General features: G+C 40.7%; 20 protein-coding genes. 4 read left to right on the top strand and 16 right to left on the bottom strand.

The window, feature by feature from the left end:
- Positions 1-61: 61 nt before the first annotated feature.
- From AAGU76_RS09440 to AAGU76_RS09455, 4 genes are all read right to left on the bottom strand, one after another.
- Positions 62-706 (bottom strand): DUF2703 domain-containing protein, encoded by a 645-nt coding sequence (locus AAGU76_RS09440; protein ID WP_342485226.1) that lies wholly within the window; start codon positions 704-706, stop codon positions 62-64.
- 70 nt (positions 707-776) lie between these two features.
- Positions 777-1,841 (bottom strand): ACR3 family arsenite efflux transporter, encoded by a 1,065-nt coding sequence (arsB, locus tag AAGU76_RS09445; protein ID WP_342485227.1) that lies wholly within the window; start codon positions 1,839-1,841, stop codon positions 777-779.
- A 14-nt stretch (positions 1,842-1,855) separates the two neighbouring features.
- The gene (locus tag AAGU76_RS09450; RefSeq protein ID WP_342485228.1) at positions 1,856-2,194 is read right to left on the bottom strand and encodes a metalloregulator ArsR/SmtB family transcription factor; all 339 of its coding nucleotides are present in this window, start codon (positions 2,192-2,194) and stop codon (positions 1,856-1,858) included.
- A gap of 67 nt (positions 2,195-2,261) precedes the next feature.
- Positions 2,262-2,675 carry an arsenate reductase ArsC gene (locus AAGU76_RS09455; RefSeq protein ID WP_342485229.1) on the bottom strand — a complete coding sequence of 138 codons (414 nt, stop codon included), beginning with the start codon at positions 2,673-2,675 and terminating at the stop codon, positions 2,262-2,264.
- Positions 2,676-2,953: 278 nt separating this feature from the next.
- Between AAGU76_RS09455 and AAGU76_RS09460 the strand changes: the two genes are divergently transcribed.
- Positions 2,954-3,958 carry a permease gene (locus AAGU76_RS09460; RefSeq protein WP_342485230.1) on the top strand — a complete coding sequence of 335 codons (1,005 nt, stop codon included), beginning with the start codon at positions 2,954-2,956 and terminating at the stop codon, positions 3,956-3,958.
- 20 nt (positions 3,959-3,978) lie between these two features.
- Positions 3,979-4,218: a thioredoxin family protein gene (locus tag AAGU76_RS09465; RefSeq protein WP_342485231.1), complete on the top strand. Its 240-nt coding sequence runs from the start codon at positions 3,979-3,981 to the stop codon at positions 4,216-4,218.
- A 42-nt stretch (positions 4,219-4,260) separates the two neighbouring features.
- Here AAGU76_RS09465 and AAGU76_RS09470 read toward each other — a convergent pair whose 3' ends face one another.
- The 11 genes from AAGU76_RS09470 to hcp all read right to left on the bottom strand — a co-directional run bounded on the left by AAGU76_RS09470 (position 4,261) and on the right by hcp (position 13,210).
- Positions 4,261-4,545 (bottom strand): metalloregulator ArsR/SmtB family transcription factor, encoded by a 285-nt coding sequence (locus tag AAGU76_RS09470; protein ID WP_342485232.1) that lies wholly within the window; start codon positions 4,543-4,545, stop codon positions 4,261-4,263.
- Positions 4,546-4,674: 129 nt separating this feature from the next.
- The gene (gene mnmA / locus AAGU76_RS09475; protein ID WP_342485233.1) at positions 4,675-5,754 is read right to left on the bottom strand and encodes a tRNA 2-thiouridine(34) synthase MnmA; all 1,080 of its coding nucleotides are present in this window, start codon (positions 5,752-5,754) and stop codon (positions 4,675-4,677) included.
- An 88-nt stretch (positions 5,755-5,842) separates the two neighbouring features.
- The gene (gene tatC / locus AAGU76_RS09480) at positions 5,843-6,595 is read right to left on the bottom strand and encodes a twin-arginine translocase subunit TatC (protein ID WP_342485234.1); all 753 of its coding nucleotides are present in this window, start codon (positions 6,593-6,595) and stop codon (positions 5,843-5,845) included.
- 82 nt (positions 6,596-6,677) lie between these two features.
- Entirely contained in the window at positions 6,678-7,592 is a 915-nt protein-coding gene (locus tag AAGU76_RS09485) for a ketopantoate reductase family protein (protein ID WP_342485235.1), read from the bottom strand.
- 186 nt (positions 7,593-7,778) lie between these two features.
- Positions 7,779-8,627: a polyamine aminopropyltransferase gene (speE, locus tag AAGU76_RS09490; protein ID WP_342485236.1), complete on the bottom strand. Its 849-nt coding sequence runs from the start codon at positions 8,625-8,627 to the stop codon at positions 7,779-7,781.
- Positions 8,628-9,464 carry an adenosylmethionine decarboxylase gene (speD, locus tag AAGU76_RS09495; protein ID WP_342485237.1) on the bottom strand — a complete coding sequence of 279 codons (837 nt, stop codon included), beginning with the start codon at positions 9,462-9,464 and terminating at the stop codon, positions 8,628-8,630.
- 183 nt (positions 9,465-9,647) lie between these two features.
- Positions 9,648-9,992, bottom strand: a complete 345-nt coding sequence (locus tag AAGU76_RS09500; protein WP_342485238.1) for a cupin domain-containing protein — start codon at positions 9,990-9,992, stop codon at positions 9,648-9,650.
- A 51-nt stretch (positions 9,993-10,043) separates the two neighbouring features.
- Positions 10,044-10,598, bottom strand: coding sequence for a hemerythrin domain-containing protein (locus tag AAGU76_RS09505; protein ID WP_342485239.1), 555 nt, complete (start codon positions 10,596-10,598; stop codon positions 10,044-10,046).
- A gap of 2 nt (positions 10,599-10,600) precedes the next feature.
- Complete coding sequence (locus tag AAGU76_RS09510) at positions 10,601-11,206, bottom strand: hypothetical protein (protein WP_342485240.1); 606 nt, start codon at positions 11,204-11,206, stop codon at positions 10,601-10,603.
- Positions 11,207-11,284: 78 nt separating this feature from the next.
- Positions 11,285-11,491: a DUF1858 domain-containing protein gene (locus AAGU76_RS09515; protein ID WP_342485241.1), complete on the bottom strand. Its 207-nt coding sequence runs from the start codon at positions 11,489-11,491 to the stop codon at positions 11,285-11,287.
- 81 nt (positions 11,492-11,572) lie between these two features.
- Positions 11,573-13,210: a hydroxylamine reductase gene (gene hcp, locus AAGU76_RS09520; RefSeq protein WP_342485242.1), complete on the bottom strand. Its 1,638-nt coding sequence runs from the start codon at positions 13,208-13,210 to the stop codon at positions 11,573-11,575.
- Positions 13,211-13,488: 278 nt separating this feature from the next.
- Here hcp and AAGU76_RS09525 point away from each other — a divergent pair, with 278 nt between their 5' ends.
- Entirely contained in the window at positions 13,489-13,764 is a 276-nt protein-coding gene (locus AAGU76_RS09525) for a GNAT family N-acetyltransferase (RefSeq protein WP_342485243.1), read from the top strand.
- 84 nt (positions 13,765-13,848) lie between these two features.
- On the opposite strand, the gene AAGU76_RS09530 is transcribed toward AAGU76_RS09525, so the two are convergent.
- The gene (locus AAGU76_RS09530; RefSeq protein WP_342485244.1) at positions 13,849-14,433 is read right to left on the bottom strand and encodes a glutathione peroxidase; all 585 of its coding nucleotides are present in this window, start codon (positions 14,431-14,433) and stop codon (positions 13,849-13,851) included.
- Positions 14,434-14,673: 240 nt separating this feature from the next.
- Here AAGU76_RS09530 and AAGU76_RS09535 point away from each other — a divergent pair, with 240 nt between their 5' ends.
- Positions 14,674-16,272, top strand: a complete 1,599-nt coding sequence (locus tag AAGU76_RS09535; RefSeq protein ID WP_342485245.1) for an amidohydrolase — start codon at positions 14,674-14,676, stop codon at positions 16,270-16,272.
- Positions 16,273-16,292 lie beyond the last annotated feature (20 nt).

A 16,292-nucleotide genomic window follows, 5' to 3' on the forward strand; every position in this document is an offset into this window, starting at 1 on the left:
TTTTGCACAACAAATAGCATCTCACGATGCTATTTGTAATGCGGTACTTTACGATTGTATGTTACTTCTTATCTTTCATTACCCTGTAAAAATGAGCGAGGTTTTCGGGAAGCACATATTCTTTTTCTTCAATGTCTCCACTGCCCCCTCCGTACACTTCCTTGAGAATGCCTTCTATGATCATGGCTTTTGGAGGCTCTGTGTATTCATTTCCCTGATAAATCCAGACTCTGCAGTCCACTTCATCGCCACAAAGGTCACCGCAGGATTCGCACAGGCTTTCTTTGTATTCCATCTGAATGTCTCGTCCGTTGACACGGATTGTAGGTGACGTGAGGAACTTGTACTTAACTGCCAGCGCTTCAGTATTTACGTTCACCTTGTTTATGACAACGTCCGTGCCTGTTGCCTCCAGAACATTGGAAACATTCTTCAATGCATCATCAAGATTGCTTTCTGCTCCCTGGCACCTGGTGCATACGCTTAAGTCCAGGTAAAGAAAGTCAATTGTAATCCGTTTTCTTTCAACGTTTGTTTCCCTGCTGCCGGAACAGCATCCTAAAGAACCTGAGCAGCATCCCGAACCATTTGTTCCGTCTTTTTTTGCTTCATTTGCAGAAACATCTTCACCCCTGGTGCAGCATGAGCTTTTCTTCTTCACGGTTATGCGGCCGAAAACTCTTCTTTTTTCACTGTCATTATCCATATGATATCTCCTTTTACTTTTGACAAGGTAACCCTTGCCACAGATTTTATATTTCATTTATGACTAGTCGTTACTTTTTGTCTATACTGTTTTGAGGAAACCAGTGTTTTGTTTTGTTTGCAATGCTCACCAGGAACAGCATTGTCGGAACTTCAGTCAACACTCCCACAGTTGTGGCAAGAGCGGCAGGAGATGTGGGACCAAACAAAGCTATGGCCACCGCAACAGCAAGCTCAAAAAAGTTTGATGCTCCTATCATTCCTGCTGGGGCTGCAATGTCGTGAGGAAGCTTAACTGTCTTTGCTGCAAGGTATGCAATGAAGAATATTAAAAACGTCTGAATTGTCAGAGGTACAGCTATTAAAACAATATGAAGCGGATTTTTCAGTATGACTTCGCTCTGAAATGCAAATATCAGTACCAGCATCAGCAGCAGTCCAACCGTTGTAGCATTGTCAAATTTAGGTAAAAATTCGCTTTCGAAATATTCAATTCCACGTTTCTTGATCATGTTAACCCTGGTAAGAATTCCTCCTGCCAGCGGAATTACAACAAACAGAACAACCGACAAGATCAAAGTGTCCAGAGGTACGCTAACATTGCTTACACCCAGAAGAAACTTAACTATTGGAACAAATGCAGCAAGAATTATCAAGTCATTGGTTGCCACCTGCACTACCGTGTATGCGGGGCTCCCCTTGGTCAGCGTGCTCCAGACAAATACCATTGCAGTACACGGCGCAGCACCAAGGAGTATTGCTCCTGCCAGGTATTTTCTGGCAAGCTCCGGCTCCATAAACTGTTTAAAAACTGCAAAAAAGAAAAACGAAGCAATTGCATACATGGTGAATGGTTTAATCAGCCAGTTCGTAACCCATGTTACATATAAACCCTTAGGGTTGTTTCGAATGTTTTTCACACTTTGAAAATCAACTTTCATCATCATGGGATAAATCATCACCCATATTAACACTGCTATGGGAATTGATATTTCTGCATATTCAAATCGGCTTAAAAACGCAGGAATTCCCGGTAAGAACCTTCCCATAAGAACCCCAGCTCCCATGCAAAGAGCCACCCAGACAGATAAATATTTTTGAAAAAATCCTATTCCCAAATCTTTTTTATCACCCATAAATTTCCTCCATTTTATTTTTTGCTGCAGCACGAATCCTGCAGCCTGAATTTATTGAACATTTCACAGTCAGCTTCATAACAGGGTAGAACGCTGATTTTGTCAGTGAGATAATAGTACAGCTCCTTATTTTCGCTTAAAAATTCTTCGCTTATTTTGTAGTATGTCCACTGCGCATTTTTGTAACTATCTAGGATGCCTGCTTTTTTTAAAATCGTAAGATGTCTTGACGCGTTGGACTGGGTCAGCTCCAAACACTGTTCAATCTCACAGACGCACATTTCGCCTTTTAAAATCTGCGATAAAATTCTTAACCTTGTTTCATCTGCCAAAGCTTTTAATATTTCTATCATTTACCTTCTCCTTTTAGTGCGACAACACTGCCTGAAATATGAATGTCCTCTTATTTTCGGACTGTTATCAATACAGTTTGTTTGATATCTTGCTGGCCAGTTCCTTAACCTTCTTTTCTATTTCAGCTATGACTTTTTCAAATTCCTCATCGCTCTTTCCTGTTGGATCTACCAGTCCCCAGTCTTCCTCGTACTTGCTGTCTACAAAGGGGCATACCACATTGCAGCCCATTTTTATTGTTATATCGATTTCCGGAAGCTCTGTTATCAGTTTAGAATATTGAGTCTGTTCCATATCGATATCGTAAATCTTTTTTATGAGTCTCACAGCATCTTGGTTAATCTGCGGCTTTGTTTCTGTTCCTGCCGAGTAGCTTTCAAACACATCTCCTGCAAAGTGTTTCCCGAGAGCCTCTGCCATCTGGCTTCTGCATGAATTGTGAACACAGATGAATGCCACCTTTGGTTTATTGTTTATCATATATCCTCCGTTTGTTATATAATCTATATTTTATATTATATCAGTATATGCTCATATGTCGATATATAAATTGTAAATGTTTTGTAAAATATTTCTGCATACACTTTATTCAGATTCAGCAGGAAAGTGGAAATGCTGAATTCGCTTATCAAATATTAAAAACCATATTGACATTTCGTCTGTAAAAAGAATATAATACACATAGACAATTATCTATGTGTATTGAGTAGTATAAAACTTGGGTTTGTAAAATGTTTTTAAGTAAAAGGAGATCGAAATTGTTAATATTTAGATGGCTTAATAATCAGCTGCTCAAAATGGAGTGGCTATCCAGCTTAATAAAGCTATTGGTAGAAAATGTATTCAAGCTCAGTATTCAGGAGCGATTAGGAGGAAGCATCCATTTTTTCATATATGATGTCATAAAGATTTTCATCCTGCTTTCAGTCTTAATATTTATGATTTCATATATTCAAAGTTATTTTCCTCCGGAAAGAACAAAGAAAATATTAGGAAGGTTCAGCGGCATATCAGGAAATATCCTTGGAGCCTTGCTTGGCACTGTTACACCGTTTTGTTCCTGTTCTTCAATCCCGCTTTTTATAGGGTTTACAAGCGCCGGCCTGCCGCTGGGTGTCACATTTTCTTTTCTGATTTCGTCACCTCTGGTGGACCTGGCATCCGTGCTGCTGCTGGCCAGCATCTTCAACTGGAGAATTGCCATCACATACGTTGTTGTAGGTCTCGTGCTGGCAGTTGCGGGAGGAACTGTAATAAGCAAATTGAAAATGGAAGAATACGTAGAGCCTTTTGTTTTCGGAAACAAATCTGCTGACATTGAGCAGGAGGATCTTTCCTTCAAGGACAGATTGGAGTACAGCCGGGAACAGGTTTTGGAGATTATAAAAAGAGTGTGGATATACATTCTCATCGGGGTGGGCATTGGTGCCGCCATACACAACTGGATTCCGGAATCTGTAATCAGCGCCATACTGGGTCAGGACAAATGGTACTCAGTCCTTATAGCAACATTTATCGGTGTTCCCATGTATGCTGACATATTCGGTACATTGCCTATAGCAGAAGCCCTGGTTGCCAAGGGAGTAGGCCTTGGAACGGCACTTTCCTTCATGATGGGGGTTACAGCATTATCCCTGCCATCGATGATCATGCTTAAGCAGGTTGTAAAACCTAAGCTTTTATGGACGTTTTTCGGATTGGTCACTGCAGGTATCATAATAATCGGGTATTCGTTCAATGCCTTCGGTTATTTATTTATATAATATAATAAGGGAGATATAAAATGATAATTAAAATTTTAGGTTCAGGCTGTAAAAATTGTGCTGCTCTAAAGGAAAACACGGAAGCTGCGTTAAAGGCTGCAGGTATGGAAGCTGAAATAATCAAGGTTGAGAACATGAAGGACATAGTATCTTACGGTGTAATGCAGACACCTGCCCTGGTTATAGACGAAAAGGTAATATCTTATGGAAAAGTCCTTAAACCTAAGGATATAGAAAAAATTCTCCAGAAAGTTGAATAGCATCAAAAAGAAGAGGGCGTCCTTACCGCTTCCTCTTCTTTTTTACTTGATTGTTGTTAATTCAGTGATGAAATCCTGAAATTGTTCAATTTTATGTGCATTAAGCATGTAATGCATCCACTTGCCCTCTTTTCTCGAAACAACCAGCCCGCACTCAGACAGAACTTTCATATGGTGAGACAACGTGGGCTGAGTTATGTCAAACTCCTTCAATATTTTGCATGCGCACAATTCACCGCCGATGAGCGTCCTGATTATCTTCATTCTGTTTATGTCCGACAAGGCCTTTATAACCTTGAAGTTATCTTCAAAATCTTTGTCTTCCATGATACTCCTCGATATAAATGTAATTTCCATACTGATATTTTATTCCATTATAACACATTTAACGGTTTTAGGAATCAGTTTGAAATCTTTTTCTGCATGAAAACGAAAAAACAGCACGAATGCTGTTTTTTATTGCATTATTGTTCCTCCGCCTATTACAACATCCCCATCGTAAAATACTGCCGCCTGTCCAGGTGTGATGGCTCTTTGCCTACCGGCAAACTCCACGAGAATTTTATTTTCGTCAACAGGATGCAGGACAGCTTCCGTCTCCTTCTGGCTGTACCTGGTCTTAACGAGGGCCTTCATGGGTTGGGTGAGCTTTTCCATCGCTATCATGTTTAAGTCGGATACCGTCATCCTTTCCGAGTACAAATCTTCATTATCGCCTAGAATAACAGTGTTGGAATCCTTGTTCTTGCTTATTACATAGGCAGGCCTTCCGAGGGCGATTCCCAGTCCCTTCCTCTGGCCCACAGTGTAGTGGATGATTCCCTTGTGCTGCCCTACTACATTGCCCTTAGTATCAACGAAGCTGCCCTTCCTGGATACAACTCCCATTTTGCTTTCAAGGAATCCCGCGTAATCTCCGTCCCTTACAAAACAAATGTCCTGGCTGTCAGGCTTTCTCGCGTTAACCAGATCCCTTTCCTCGGCAATCTTTCTCACATCTGTCTTGTACATACCGCCCAGTGGCAATAACGTCCTTGACAGGTCATGCTGAGTCAGTACATAAAGAACGTAGCTTTGGTCCTTCAACGGGTCTACAGCCTTCTTCAACAGGTATCTGCCGCTTCCCTTGTCATATTCTATCTGAGCGTAGTGCCCGGTTGCGATGTAGTCCTTTTCCATGAGAAGAGCCCTTTGTATGAGCTTTGAAAACTTGATATACCTGTTGCAGTCAATGCATGGATTTGGCGTGTTGCCCATGCAGTAGCTGTCGGCAAATTTCTTCATGACATCTTCCTTGAAAGAATCTCCGAAGTTGAAAACAAAGTGTTCTATTCCCAGCTTGTAGCACACCATCCTGGCATCTTCAACATCTTCCAGGGAGCAGCAGGTCCTTGTCCTTGGATTTGTTTCCACATCTTCGTTTGAAAACAGCTTCAAAGTTGCCCCGCAGATATCATACCCCTGGTCTCTCAAAAGAACCGCCGCAACAGAGCTGTCTACCCCGCCGCTCATTGCAACCATAACTTTTTTGTTCATGTTATCTCCTTATCTAAAAAACAGGACATTTCTGTCCTGTTTATGTTAGTCTTATTCAATTACATTATATAGCCGATGTTTTTCAATGTCAATTGTTATCTTCCTCTTTGCTCTTCCTGTTGGTTTTCTCAACCAGCGAAGAAAGCATTATTCCTATTTCGAACAGCAGAAGCATTGGCGCAGCCAGAAGCGTCTGAGTGATAACATCCGGAGGTGTCAGTATCGCTGCTACTATAAATATCAGCAGTATGGCATACTTTCGATTCTTCTTGAGGAAGCTCACCTTCACTACTCTGAACTTTGTCAGTATCACCATTATTATGGGAAGCTCAAATATTATTCCGAAAGATAACAGAGTCCTGATGACGAAAGACAGATAGTTTTCAAAACTTATCATTTCCTTAATTTCGTCTATCTTAAATCCCATGAAGAACTGAAGCATGATTGGCAGCACAACCAGGTATGCGAACACCACTCCCAGTATGAAGAAGATTCCTCCCACAAACAGGGAAACCGTAATTGTTCTTTTCTCGTTTTTCTTGAGTCCCGGACTCACAAAGAGCCATACCTGAAGTATCAAAAAAGGTGCGGCTATGACAAGTCCGCCTATTACGGCTACCTTAACATAGGACATGAGAAGTTCCGCAGGAGCTATAAATACGAACTCAATTTCCGGTGCTATTGCCACAATGCGCTTGACTACATCTTCCGAGAAATTGTAGCATCCAAGCACTGCAACAATTAGCACAATACTGGAATATATCAGCCTTTTTCTGAGTTCTTCCAGGTGGCCGACCAATGTAAGGTTCTTTTCATTAACTTGCTTTTCTTTTCTTTTCATAATATACCTTCAACTTCAGCTTTATTTGCACGCATTATATTGTACATTTGCCGAAGGAGTTTGTCAACAATATATCATCCGGTCAATACAATTCTTCCAGCGATTTTATGATGCAGTAAAGAACATGGTTGACAGGTGTGGGTATGTTCAGCTTCCTTCCAGTTTCAACCACCGTACCGGCAAAATAATCCACTTCCGTCTTTCTCCCTGCTTCTATATCCTGGAGCATGGATGTCCTTCCTGTAGGTGAAAAATTGCTCATTAGCTTCACAAAATCCTCTATGTCCTCTTCTCTGAGGTCTATGCCTGAGGCTGTGGCTATGGCAAGAACCTCCTCCATTGCCTCTCTGAACATAGCAAGGTTTGTGGGTATGCTTGTAACTTTGCCGTAAGGTGCCTTTGTTACTGCCGTCACCTGATTCACTCCCACGTTGAGCATGAACTTCTTCCACGTCATGCGTATCATGTCGGGAAACACTATGTTTTTGATTCCTGCTTCATTGAAGCATTCCTGCACTGCCATGACTTCAGGAGAAAGAACATTGTTGTCTGCGTCCCCGAAATGTATTTCTCCGTCAACAGTGTTTATGACTCCATCTTCAGTCCTTTCCGCATCAATCTTCATGGATAAGCCGTAAAGAACCTTGTTGTCAGGATATGCTTCATGAATCCTGTCTCTTGCGGTAACGCCGTTTAAGAACGTTATGAGTATTGTTTTCTCCCCAACGAAGCTTCTCACATCCTCTATGGCTGATTCAAGCTGGTAGTTTTTTACGCAGAAAATAATCAGGTCAAACTTGATTTCCTGATCTCCTTCAGTTAAGACGTTTGTGTAAAATGTCCTGCCGTTTAGTCTGAAGCCTTGGTTTTTGAGTTTTTCTTTCCTTGATTTGTCTGATATTACGGCAAAATCACTGCCGAAATAGTTGTGCAATATGTTCCCGTAGACTGTACCTACGGCTCCCATTCCAATTAAAGCAACATTTTTTATCTTCATAACAATCCCCTGTAGTTAATATGTAAATTATTATATATTATAATAAAAATGTTGTTTTAAAGCAATTGTTTTATAAAAATTAAAAATTTAACTTTGCAAAATACAATTTTCCGTTTAACAATCATTCAAATTTCAATCTTCATAAAACAACATAAAAAGAACAAGACTTTTGCCTTGTTCTTAAAATTAATTTTTATTCAGCATCTCCAACACGTAGTTCGGCAATGCAAAAGCGCCCTTGTGCAGGCTGCTGTTGTAGTACCTGGTGTTTAATCCCAGACTGTTCCATGCAGTCTCATCCATGTGCCCTATGGGGTCGTACTTCTTGGATGCAAATCCGAAAAGCCAATGACCTGAACCATATGTAGGTATGTGAGCCTGGTAGACACATGCAACCGGAAATACCTTCTTTATTTTCTCGTGTGCCCTTTGCATTGCTGCAGCTTCTCTGGAGTAGTAGGGACTTTCATGCTGGTTAACCAGAATTCCGTCTTCCTTCAGAGCCTTGAAGCAGTTTTCATAGAAATCCACAGTGAAAAGTTCCATTCCGGGCCCAACCGGGTCCGTTGAATCTACTATTATCAAATCGTACTCATTTTCCTTGGTCTTAACAAACTTCAGCCCGTCCTCGAAGTACAGGTGCACCCTTTCATCGTCCAACCTGCATGCAGTCTGAGGGATATGCTCCCTGCACACGTCAACAACGGCCTTGTCTATTTCGACCATGTCAATGTGTTCCACAGATTTATAGCGGGTGAGTTCCCTTACGGTTCCTCCGTCTCCTGCTCCAATGACCAGAATTTTCTTGATGTTTGGATTTACAGACATAGGCACATGTGTAATCATCTCGTGATATATGAACTCGTCCTTTTCCGTAAGCATTATATATCCGTCGATTACCAGCACCCTGCCAAACTCCGGAGTGGTCAAGACATCTATTTTCTGAAAGTCGCTCTGCACGCTTTCAAGCTGCTCATCCACCCTTATGCTGAACCGTACATCCTTTGTGTGTTCCTCTGTAAACCACAGTTCCATTTACTTGTCCTCCTGAAAAATATTCATGCCGCTGAAAATCTCAATCATTTCTTTTCTTAGGCTGTCTGAAATTTCCAGCCTTTTCTTCGGAGGGAGCTCATAAACATCCTTGTTGAACAGATAGTTCTGAAGATCTATATCCTTTATGAGCATCTTTGTATGGAATGTGTTCGCCTGAAATACATTTATGTCAATTGCGTCGTATTTCTTCAAAGTTTCCTTGTCAATATAGTCCTGAATGGATTTTATGTCGTGATCGATAAAGAATTTTTTGCCGTTCACATCTCTGGTGAACCCTCTTACGCGGTAGTCGATTGTAATAATATCCGAATCAAAACTGTCTATGAGATAATCCAAAGCATTTAGAGGTGAAATCTGCCCGCATGTGGAAACATCTATGTCAACACGGAATGTCGATATGGCGTTTTCCGGATGGTGTTCCGGATAAGAGTGAACGGTAACATGGCTTTTGTCCAGATGAGCATGGATTGTTTCATGTTCCAGTTTATTTTTGCATATGAGTCTTCCCTGGTTGCATGATTCATCAATTTCTCCCGGAGCCAGTGCCCCTTCAGCAATCAAAATATTTACCGAAGCTCCCTGTGGATCGTAATCCTGCTTGGAAATATTAAGAATGTGTGCTCCTATAACATCCGTTACGTTGCACAATATTTTCGTAAGCCTTTCAGAATTATATTGTTCATCAATATATTCTATATATTCCTTTTGTTCTCTTTCACTTTTTGCGTAACACACATCGTAGATGTTAAAGCTAAGAGATTTGGTAAGATTATTAAAGCCATACAATGCCAGCTTTTTTTCCAACCCTAACACCACTACCTTTCTTTTTCAAAATTTAACTGTGAAGCACAGCCTCACAGCATTCACAAGAATTAATAATATATTATAAACTATTCGTCTTCATATGGCAATGTTTTTTGTACAATTTAACAAATTTATAACTGGAATTCGATAAAAATGTAAAAAACGTCATACGACGTTTTTTGCAAATTATCTTGGTTATCCTATTTCCTGGGAGTATTTTGTGTTGTTGGGCTTTGGTGTTATGGTCACAAACAGCGACAAATCCTCTTCAACCTTCGGTATGCCGAAGGGTTCCTTTCCCTTGGCCAAAAGTGCAGAACCTTTCTGTAATTTCTGCATTTCTTCTCCTACCTGAGCTTCGCCTTTTCCCTGAATGACAAAGATGGTCACGGCTGAGTTTTCATGCTGGTGAACAGGAAGCGTCTGACCAGGCTTGAAATTTAGTACAAAGCTTAATACCTCATCATCCTCGAAAACTATTCTTTTCGTAAACTGATTTTCATTAAAAACCATGCTGCTTTCTGTATTTCTGTAATTCATATGGCCTCCTTATAATTTTTTCTTATTATCTTCAATTAACAAGAAATTATTTTATAAGTATTTCTTCTCCAAATTTTCCAAAATATCGATGTAATGCTTCTGTATGCCCTGCTTTTCTGCTTCTATTTCAAATTCTTCGGATTTTTTGTTTATTTCATCCATCAATTCCTTGGGCAGGTTGGTTTCCCCGAACTTGTAAACCGCATCATTTTCCTTGTTTATATGCCTTGCGAGAAGCGCAGTGTACCCTACTGCATTGCTTATTACATCGAGTTTGCTTTCCTCATCCCCGCTTTTTACTCTGTAAAGAGCATCTTCCAGTTCCTTCATGTAGAGTCTTCCGTAATCATGCTCCACAAGCATTCCGTGAGTTATGAGGTTTTCTCCCAGCTTTCCCAGATTCGCCTGCATTTCTTTAAAAAGGAACTTTTCTTCCTTCCCGTGATGGTGAGCATCTGCGTATTTGCTAACAAATTCAATCATGCTTTTAAAATCGTCATAATTTATTTCGCTGCCGTTCATAATTTTCAAGCAGGCCTTGCGTACAACCTTGAGCATGCGCAAAATATATTCATGCTCTTTAACCATTAGTTCAACACTGTTCATATTTACCTCCTGGAAATTTTACCTGTTGTTTCATCAACTTTTTCATAACTTAAATTTGCCTTTTCAAGCAATCCCTTAATAAATTCATCCCTCAGCAAGTAGTAAACGCTGATATCTCCTCCTGCCACATCCCAGAACCTACCGTGAACACACTCGTATCTTTTCCAAACAGCTTCGTTCTCATTCTGTGATATTACTCCAATGGCGTGGTCACATGGCATACCATCAAGCAGCGTGTCGCTGATCAATTTAAATGCTTCTTCAACTGTTGAATCCGCATTTAACGTTGATGATTTTACTCCGTTTTCATAGAATATTTTCTTCAGCTGTTCCATTGAACCAGAATCAGCCTTAAGTATTTCGGTTACAGCAGCTGCAAGCTTGTTTTCTACTCGGTTAATCTGGTCTTGCAGCCATCCGTGAATGTTTGCAACATCTATTGCTTCTTCAAGAGATTTCAGTTCACCATCCCCGTACTGTCCGTACAGCTCTTCTCTTAGGTTCAGCCCTTTCGTTTCAGAAAAATTAAGTATGTCTTCAACAATGTTGTTTTGAATATTTATTTTATTGTAAAGCCAAAAATGTATCGGCCCTAGAAATTTGCTCATGTTTCCTCCATATATTTTATATTTATATATTTTGTTTCCTAAAACAATGAGCATGAATCATCATGCTCATTGAAATTATTATTCTGCAGATTTAAGGTAATTATTCAGCTGAGCCACCAAATCGTCAGTGTTGAATCCGTGTACCATGGCTGCTTCTTCAATTGATTCCATCTGTGAAGAAGGGCAGCCCAGGCAGTGCATTCCTGCGTTCAGCAATATCTCGGCAATACCTCTGTCCATTTGCAGAACTTCGCCTATATACATGTTTTTAGTGATTTCTTTCATTGAATTTTTCTCCTTTTTTATATGGGCGTTATTATAAATTGCCCATTTGGCTTTAAATTATTAACTTTTAATTCTAGTCTATTATCCCAGGAAGATTTTCATATCATCTTCAACTGTTCCAATTCCGGCAATACCGAAAGTCTCAACCAATACTTTTGCCACGTTTGGTGAAAGGAATGCAGGAAGAGTAGGTCCAAGGTGTATGTTCTTAACTCCCAGGTACAGAAGAGACAGAAGAACAATTACAGCCTTTTGCTCATACCATGCAATGTTGTATGCTATCGGAAGCTCATTTACATCGTCAAGGCCGAACACTTCTTTCAGCTTCAAAGCGATGAGTGCCAGTGAGTAAGAGTCGTTGCACTGTCCGGCATCAAGAACTCTTGGAATTCCTCCGATGTCTCCCAGTTCAAGCTTGTTGTACTTGTATTTTGCGCAGCCTGCTGTAAGTATTACAGTATCCTTCGGAAGCGCCTGTGCAAATTCTGTGTAGTAGTTTCTTGATTTTGCTCTTCCGTCACAGCCTGCCATAACGAAGAATTTCTTGATCGCTCCTGATTTAACCGCGTCCACAACCTTGTCTGCAAGGGCGAATACCTGCTCATGAGCAAATCCTCCGATGATTGAACCTGTTTCAATTTCTGTAGGTGCAGGGCAAGTCTTTGCAAGCTCTATGATTTCGGAGAAATCCTTCTTGTCTCCGGAGAATCCTTCAATGTGCTTGCATCCCGGATATCCTGCGGATCCGGTTGTGAACAGTCTGTTTTTGTAGCTGTCCTTAGGCGGAACGATGCAGTTTGTAGTCATGAGTATCGGTCCGTTGAATGAATCAAATTCTTCTTTTTGTTTCCACCATGCGTTTCCGTAATTTCCAACCAGGTGACTGTATTTCTTAAGGTGCGGATAGTAGTGAGCAGGAAGCATTTCAGAGTGAGTGTACACATCGATTCCTGTGCCTCCCGTCTGAATCAGCAAAGCTTCAAGATCCTTCAGATCATGACCTGATACAAGGATTCCAGGGTTCTTTCCAACACCGATATTAACCTTTGTTATTTCAGGATTTCCATAATTGCTTGTATTGGCTTTATCAAGAAGAGCCATTCCGCTTACGCCGAACTTTCCTGTTTCCAGTGTAAGTGCTACAAGCTCATCTGCAGTAAGAGTGTCGTCCAGGGTCTTTGCAAGAGCTGACTGCATGAACGCATTTACTTCAGCATCGTTGTATCCTAGGGCATTTGCATGCTTTGTATAAGCGGACATACCCTTGAGTCCGTATATGATGAGCTCTCTCAAACTTCTTACATCTTCATTTTCTGTTGCAAGAACTCCGACTGTCTTTGCCTTCTCGTCGAATTCCTTTTCGTCATCGGAAGTCCACAAAGCTGCAGCGCTTAAGTTTTCTTTGTCTGACAATTTGCCCATCAGTTCGTTCTTTACTCTTAATGTCATTTTTATTCTGTCGTAAAATACGCTGTCATCGAAGTTTGCGTTTGTGATTGTTGTAAACAAATTCAATGTAACCAGGAAATCCACATCTGTAGGAACTTCCTTGCCTTCTTTTCTTAATCTTGTTGTAACTTCGGATAATCCTTTAGTAGTATATATAAGTAGGTCTTGAATTCTTGCTGTTTCCGGCTGCTTTCCGCACACGCCGACTTTGGTACATCCTGTGCATCCTGCAGTTTCTTGACATTGATAACAAAACATAGTGTTTTCCATTTCTTAATTCCTCCACATGATTTAATTTTCTTTTGTAGTTACATGATAATGTAAATCGCACATCTTTTCCGTAACATTTGTTACCAAAATAATAAATCTGGAAAATATTCTTGTTCAGAAAAAAGCGGGTTCAGTAACATTCCTTTATTTATATACCCTGTCAATTTTTAGTTAATCAATATAATTAAGAATATATAGTCATCAGAATCAAATAATGTAATGTTGACAGCAGTATGCTTTTAATGTATTGTAAACTTAAAACAAACAGGAGGTATTTTATGGAGTTCAAGCATGAAAGCAACAGAATATTCTTGGAAAACGAAGAAGGCAAAACAATTGCAGAAGTTACTTTTCCGGAAACTTCCGACAACAAGGTGAACATCAACCACACATTTGTTGACGGTTCCCTAAGAGGCCAGGGCGTAGCCGACAAGCTGCTTACCGAACTTGCAGCAAAACTTAAGAACAATAATAAAAAAGCCGTACCAACCTGCTCCTATGCAGTGGGATGGTTTGAAAAGCATCCTGAATACCAGGACCTTATTGAGAATTAAGAATTAAGAGTGAAGAATTAAAAGAGGCTTTGCCAACCGGCAAAGCCTTCATTCTTAATTCTTAATTCTTAATTCTTCATTGTATTACAGGCAGCCCTGGGAGAAATCGGGATGGCACACTATTTCAATTTCTTCGCCTTGAAGAAGCTTAAGAACATGCTTATCTATTTCTTCGGGAGTGATGTTTGGAGCAAATCTTGCAGCCACATTGCCTTCCTTGTCTATCAGAAACTTTGTGAAGTTCCATCTTATGTCGTTTTCTTCAATGCCCGGAGTGTACTGTGCAACCTTCTGGTAGAATCCTTCTGTGTCCTTGTTTCTGTATTCCTGCGCAGTTGTTTTCAAGTATTTATATAAGGGTTCCTGGTTGTCACCATTAACTTCTATTTTGGAAAACTGTCTGAATTCAACTCCGAAGCTCAGCTTACAGAATCCTACAATCTCCTCGTTTGTTCCCGGCGCCTGGCCCAGGAATTGGTTGCTTGGAAAATCCAGAACTTCAAACCCGTCAGCCTTATATTTTTCATAAAGCGCCTGAAGGCCATCGTATTGAGGCGTAAACCCGCAGCCTGTGGCGCCGTTTACTATCAGCAGAACCTTTCCCTTGTAGTCCCCCAGGGAAGCCTCTTTATTTTCAGCATCTTTTACTACAAAATCATATATCTTCATTTATTCCTCCTAAAACTTAATGTTGATTTATTTATCATAAAATACATATACCCTGTTCCAGCAGATTTAAGCATGAAAATTAATTTTTGTTCTCAGGTTATTTCAAGTGTATTCTCATATACCTTTCACATGGTACATACTTCATCTGCGTGTTGTAACAACTCTTCATTTCTGTTATACTTGTACTAAATTAAATAATTTACATGCACAGGAAAAATCTGAAAATCGGGAGATGATATTTTGAAAACAATTTTTAAAAACGGTAAGATTTACGTTGAGAAGGGTAATTTTCAGGAAGCAGTTCTCATTGAAGATGACATGATACTCCAGGTGGGCACAAACGAAGAAATATTAAAAAACCATGCTGATAAGGTCATTGACCTAGTGGGCAGGACAGTGCTTCCCGGTCTTAATGACAGCCACATGCACATTTCCATGATTGGCGATGCCATGACTTCATGCGATCTCACCTCTGCACACTCAGTTGAGGAAGTAATTGAAGCAGGCAGAAAATTTATGGCTCAAAATCCGGGACTGAAATATTTGAAGGGTAGAGGCTGGAACCAGGACTGCTTTTTAACGGGAGAAAAAAGAAACCTTACTCGTTTTGATCTTGACAAAATATCTGACGAAATCCCCATAGTGTTCGAAAGGGTCTGCAGCCATATAATATCCGGCAACACAAAGGCCCTCAGGATTCTTGGAATAGATGAAAATTCCAAGGCTGACGGAGGAGTTGTGGAGCTTGGACCCGACAAAAAACCAAACGGAGTTTTCAAGGAAAATGCAATGCGCCTGATTAAGGATGCAATTCCTTCTAAAACCAGAGTACAACGCGAAGCTGAATTTCTCAAAGCTTCCGGCTATGCAACAAGCGTAGGAATAACTTCCATACAGTCCTGTGACATAATGAGCTCTGATTTTCAGGAAACCTTTGACATGATCAGCGATATATACAAAAATGAAAAAACAAAACTCAGATACGGCCATCAGTTTAATTTCCAGGATATCAGAGATTTTGAAAAATATCTTTGCACTGAATTCATTACGGGAACATACGATGAAAAATTCCTTTCAAAAGGAGCCCTGAAGCTTTTCAAGGATGGTTCACTGGGCGGAAGGACTGCATTCATGAGAAAGGAATATAGGGATGCACCGGGCACCGTGGGTGTTGAGGCGCTGAGCGACGAAAAACTTCAGAACCTCTGCGACCTGGCGGCAAAAAACAACATAAGGGTTGTAACCCACGCCATAGGAGACGGTGCCGTAGAAAGCGTAATCAACGCATACGAAAAAACAATGAAAAACGGCAAAAACGACTTGCGTCATGGGATTGTGCACTGCCAGATAACCGGCAAGGAACAGCTAATGCGCATAGCGAGACTGCACATACCGGTAATGTATCAGCCCATATTCCTTGATTCCGATTTGAAGGTTGTGGAATCCAGGGTGGGCAGAGAGTTGACCCAGACATCATACGCCTTCAACACACTGAGTCGATTGGGTGTTCCTATAAGCTTCGGTACAGATTCGCCGGTGGAAGACTGCAATCCATTCAGAAACATTTACTGTGCCGTAACCAGGAAGGGTATGGACATGAAACCGGAAGGAGGCTTCGTACCGGAAGAAAAGATGACCGTTGAAGACTGCGTGGATGCATACACAATCAAAAGCGCATACAACGAATTCAAGGAACACATAAAGGGACGCATCAGGGAAGGTTACCTGGCGGACATGACGGTCCTGAACAGAGACATATTCACCGTTAACCCGGATGACATAAAAGATATCAAGGCAGAATTGACCATAATAGGCGGAGAAATCGTCTATGAAACATAAAAGCATCTTTCGATGCTTTT

Origin of the sequence: Sedimentibacter sp., from assembly GCF_038562225.1 — a bacterium.
Taxonomy (GTDB): Bacteria; Bacillota; Clostridia; order Tissierellales; family Sedimentibacteraceae; genus Sedimentibacter.

Coding starts and splice junctions, on each gene's coding strand:
- AAGU76_RS09440 (WP_342485226.1), bottom strand. CDS start 706: ATGGATAATGACAGTGAAAAAAGAAGAGTTTTCGGCCGCATAACCGTG.
- arsB (WP_342485227.1), bottom strand. CDS start 1,841: ATGGGTGATAAAAAAGATTTGGGAATAGGATTTTTTCAAAAATATTTA.
- AAGU76_RS09450 (WP_342485228.1), bottom strand. CDS start 2,194: ATGATAGAAATATTAAAAGCTTTGGCAGATGAAACAAGGTTAAGAATT.
- AAGU76_RS09455 (WP_342485229.1), bottom strand. CDS start 2,675: ATGATAAACAATAAACCAAAGGTGGCATTCATCTGTGTTCACAATTCA.
- AAGU76_RS09465 (WP_342485231.1), top strand. CDS start 3,979: ATGATAATTAAAATTTTAGGTTCAGGCTGTAAAAATTGTGCTGCTCTA.
- AAGU76_RS09470 (WP_342485232.1), bottom strand. CDS start 4,545: ATGGAAGACAAAGATTTTGAAGATAACTTCAAGGTTATAAAGGCCTTG.
- mnmA (WP_342485233.1), bottom strand. CDS start 5,754: ATGAACAAAAAAGTTATGGTTGCAATGAGCGGCGGGGTAGACAGCTCT.
- tatC (WP_342485234.1), bottom strand. CDS start 6,595: ATGAAAAGAAAAGAAAAGCAAGTTAATGAAAAGAACCTTACATTGGTC.
- AAGU76_RS09485 (WP_342485235.1), bottom strand. CDS start 7,592: ATGAAGATAAAAAATGTTGCTTTAATTGGAATGGGAGCCGTAGGTACA.
- speE (WP_342485236.1), bottom strand. CDS start 8,627: ATGGAACTGTGGTTTACAGAGGAACACACAAAGGATGTACGGTTCAGC.
- AAGU76_RS09500 (WP_342485238.1), bottom strand. CDS start 9,992: ATGAATTACAGAAATACAGAAAGCAGCATGGTTTTTAATGAAAATCAG.
- AAGU76_RS09505 (WP_342485239.1), bottom strand. CDS start 10,598: ATGAACAGTGTTGAACTAATGGTTAAAGAGCATGAATATATTTTGCGC.
- AAGU76_RS09510 (WP_342485240.1), bottom strand. CDS start 11,206: ATGAGCAAATTTCTAGGGCCGATACATTTTTGGCTTTACAATAAAATA.
- AAGU76_RS09515 (WP_342485241.1), bottom strand. CDS start 11,491: ATGAAAGAAATCACTAAAAACATGTATATAGGCGAAGTTCTGCAAATG.
- hcp (WP_342485242.1), bottom strand. CDS start 13,210: ATGGAAAACACTATGTTTTGTTATCAATGTCAAGAAACTGCAGGATGC.
- AAGU76_RS09525 (WP_342485243.1), top strand. CDS start 13,489: ATGGAGTTCAAGCATGAAAGCAACAGAATATTCTTGGAAAACGAAGAA.
- AAGU76_RS09530 (WP_342485244.1), bottom strand. CDS start 14,433: ATGAAGATATATGATTTTGTAGTAAAAGATGCTGAAAATAAAGAGGCT.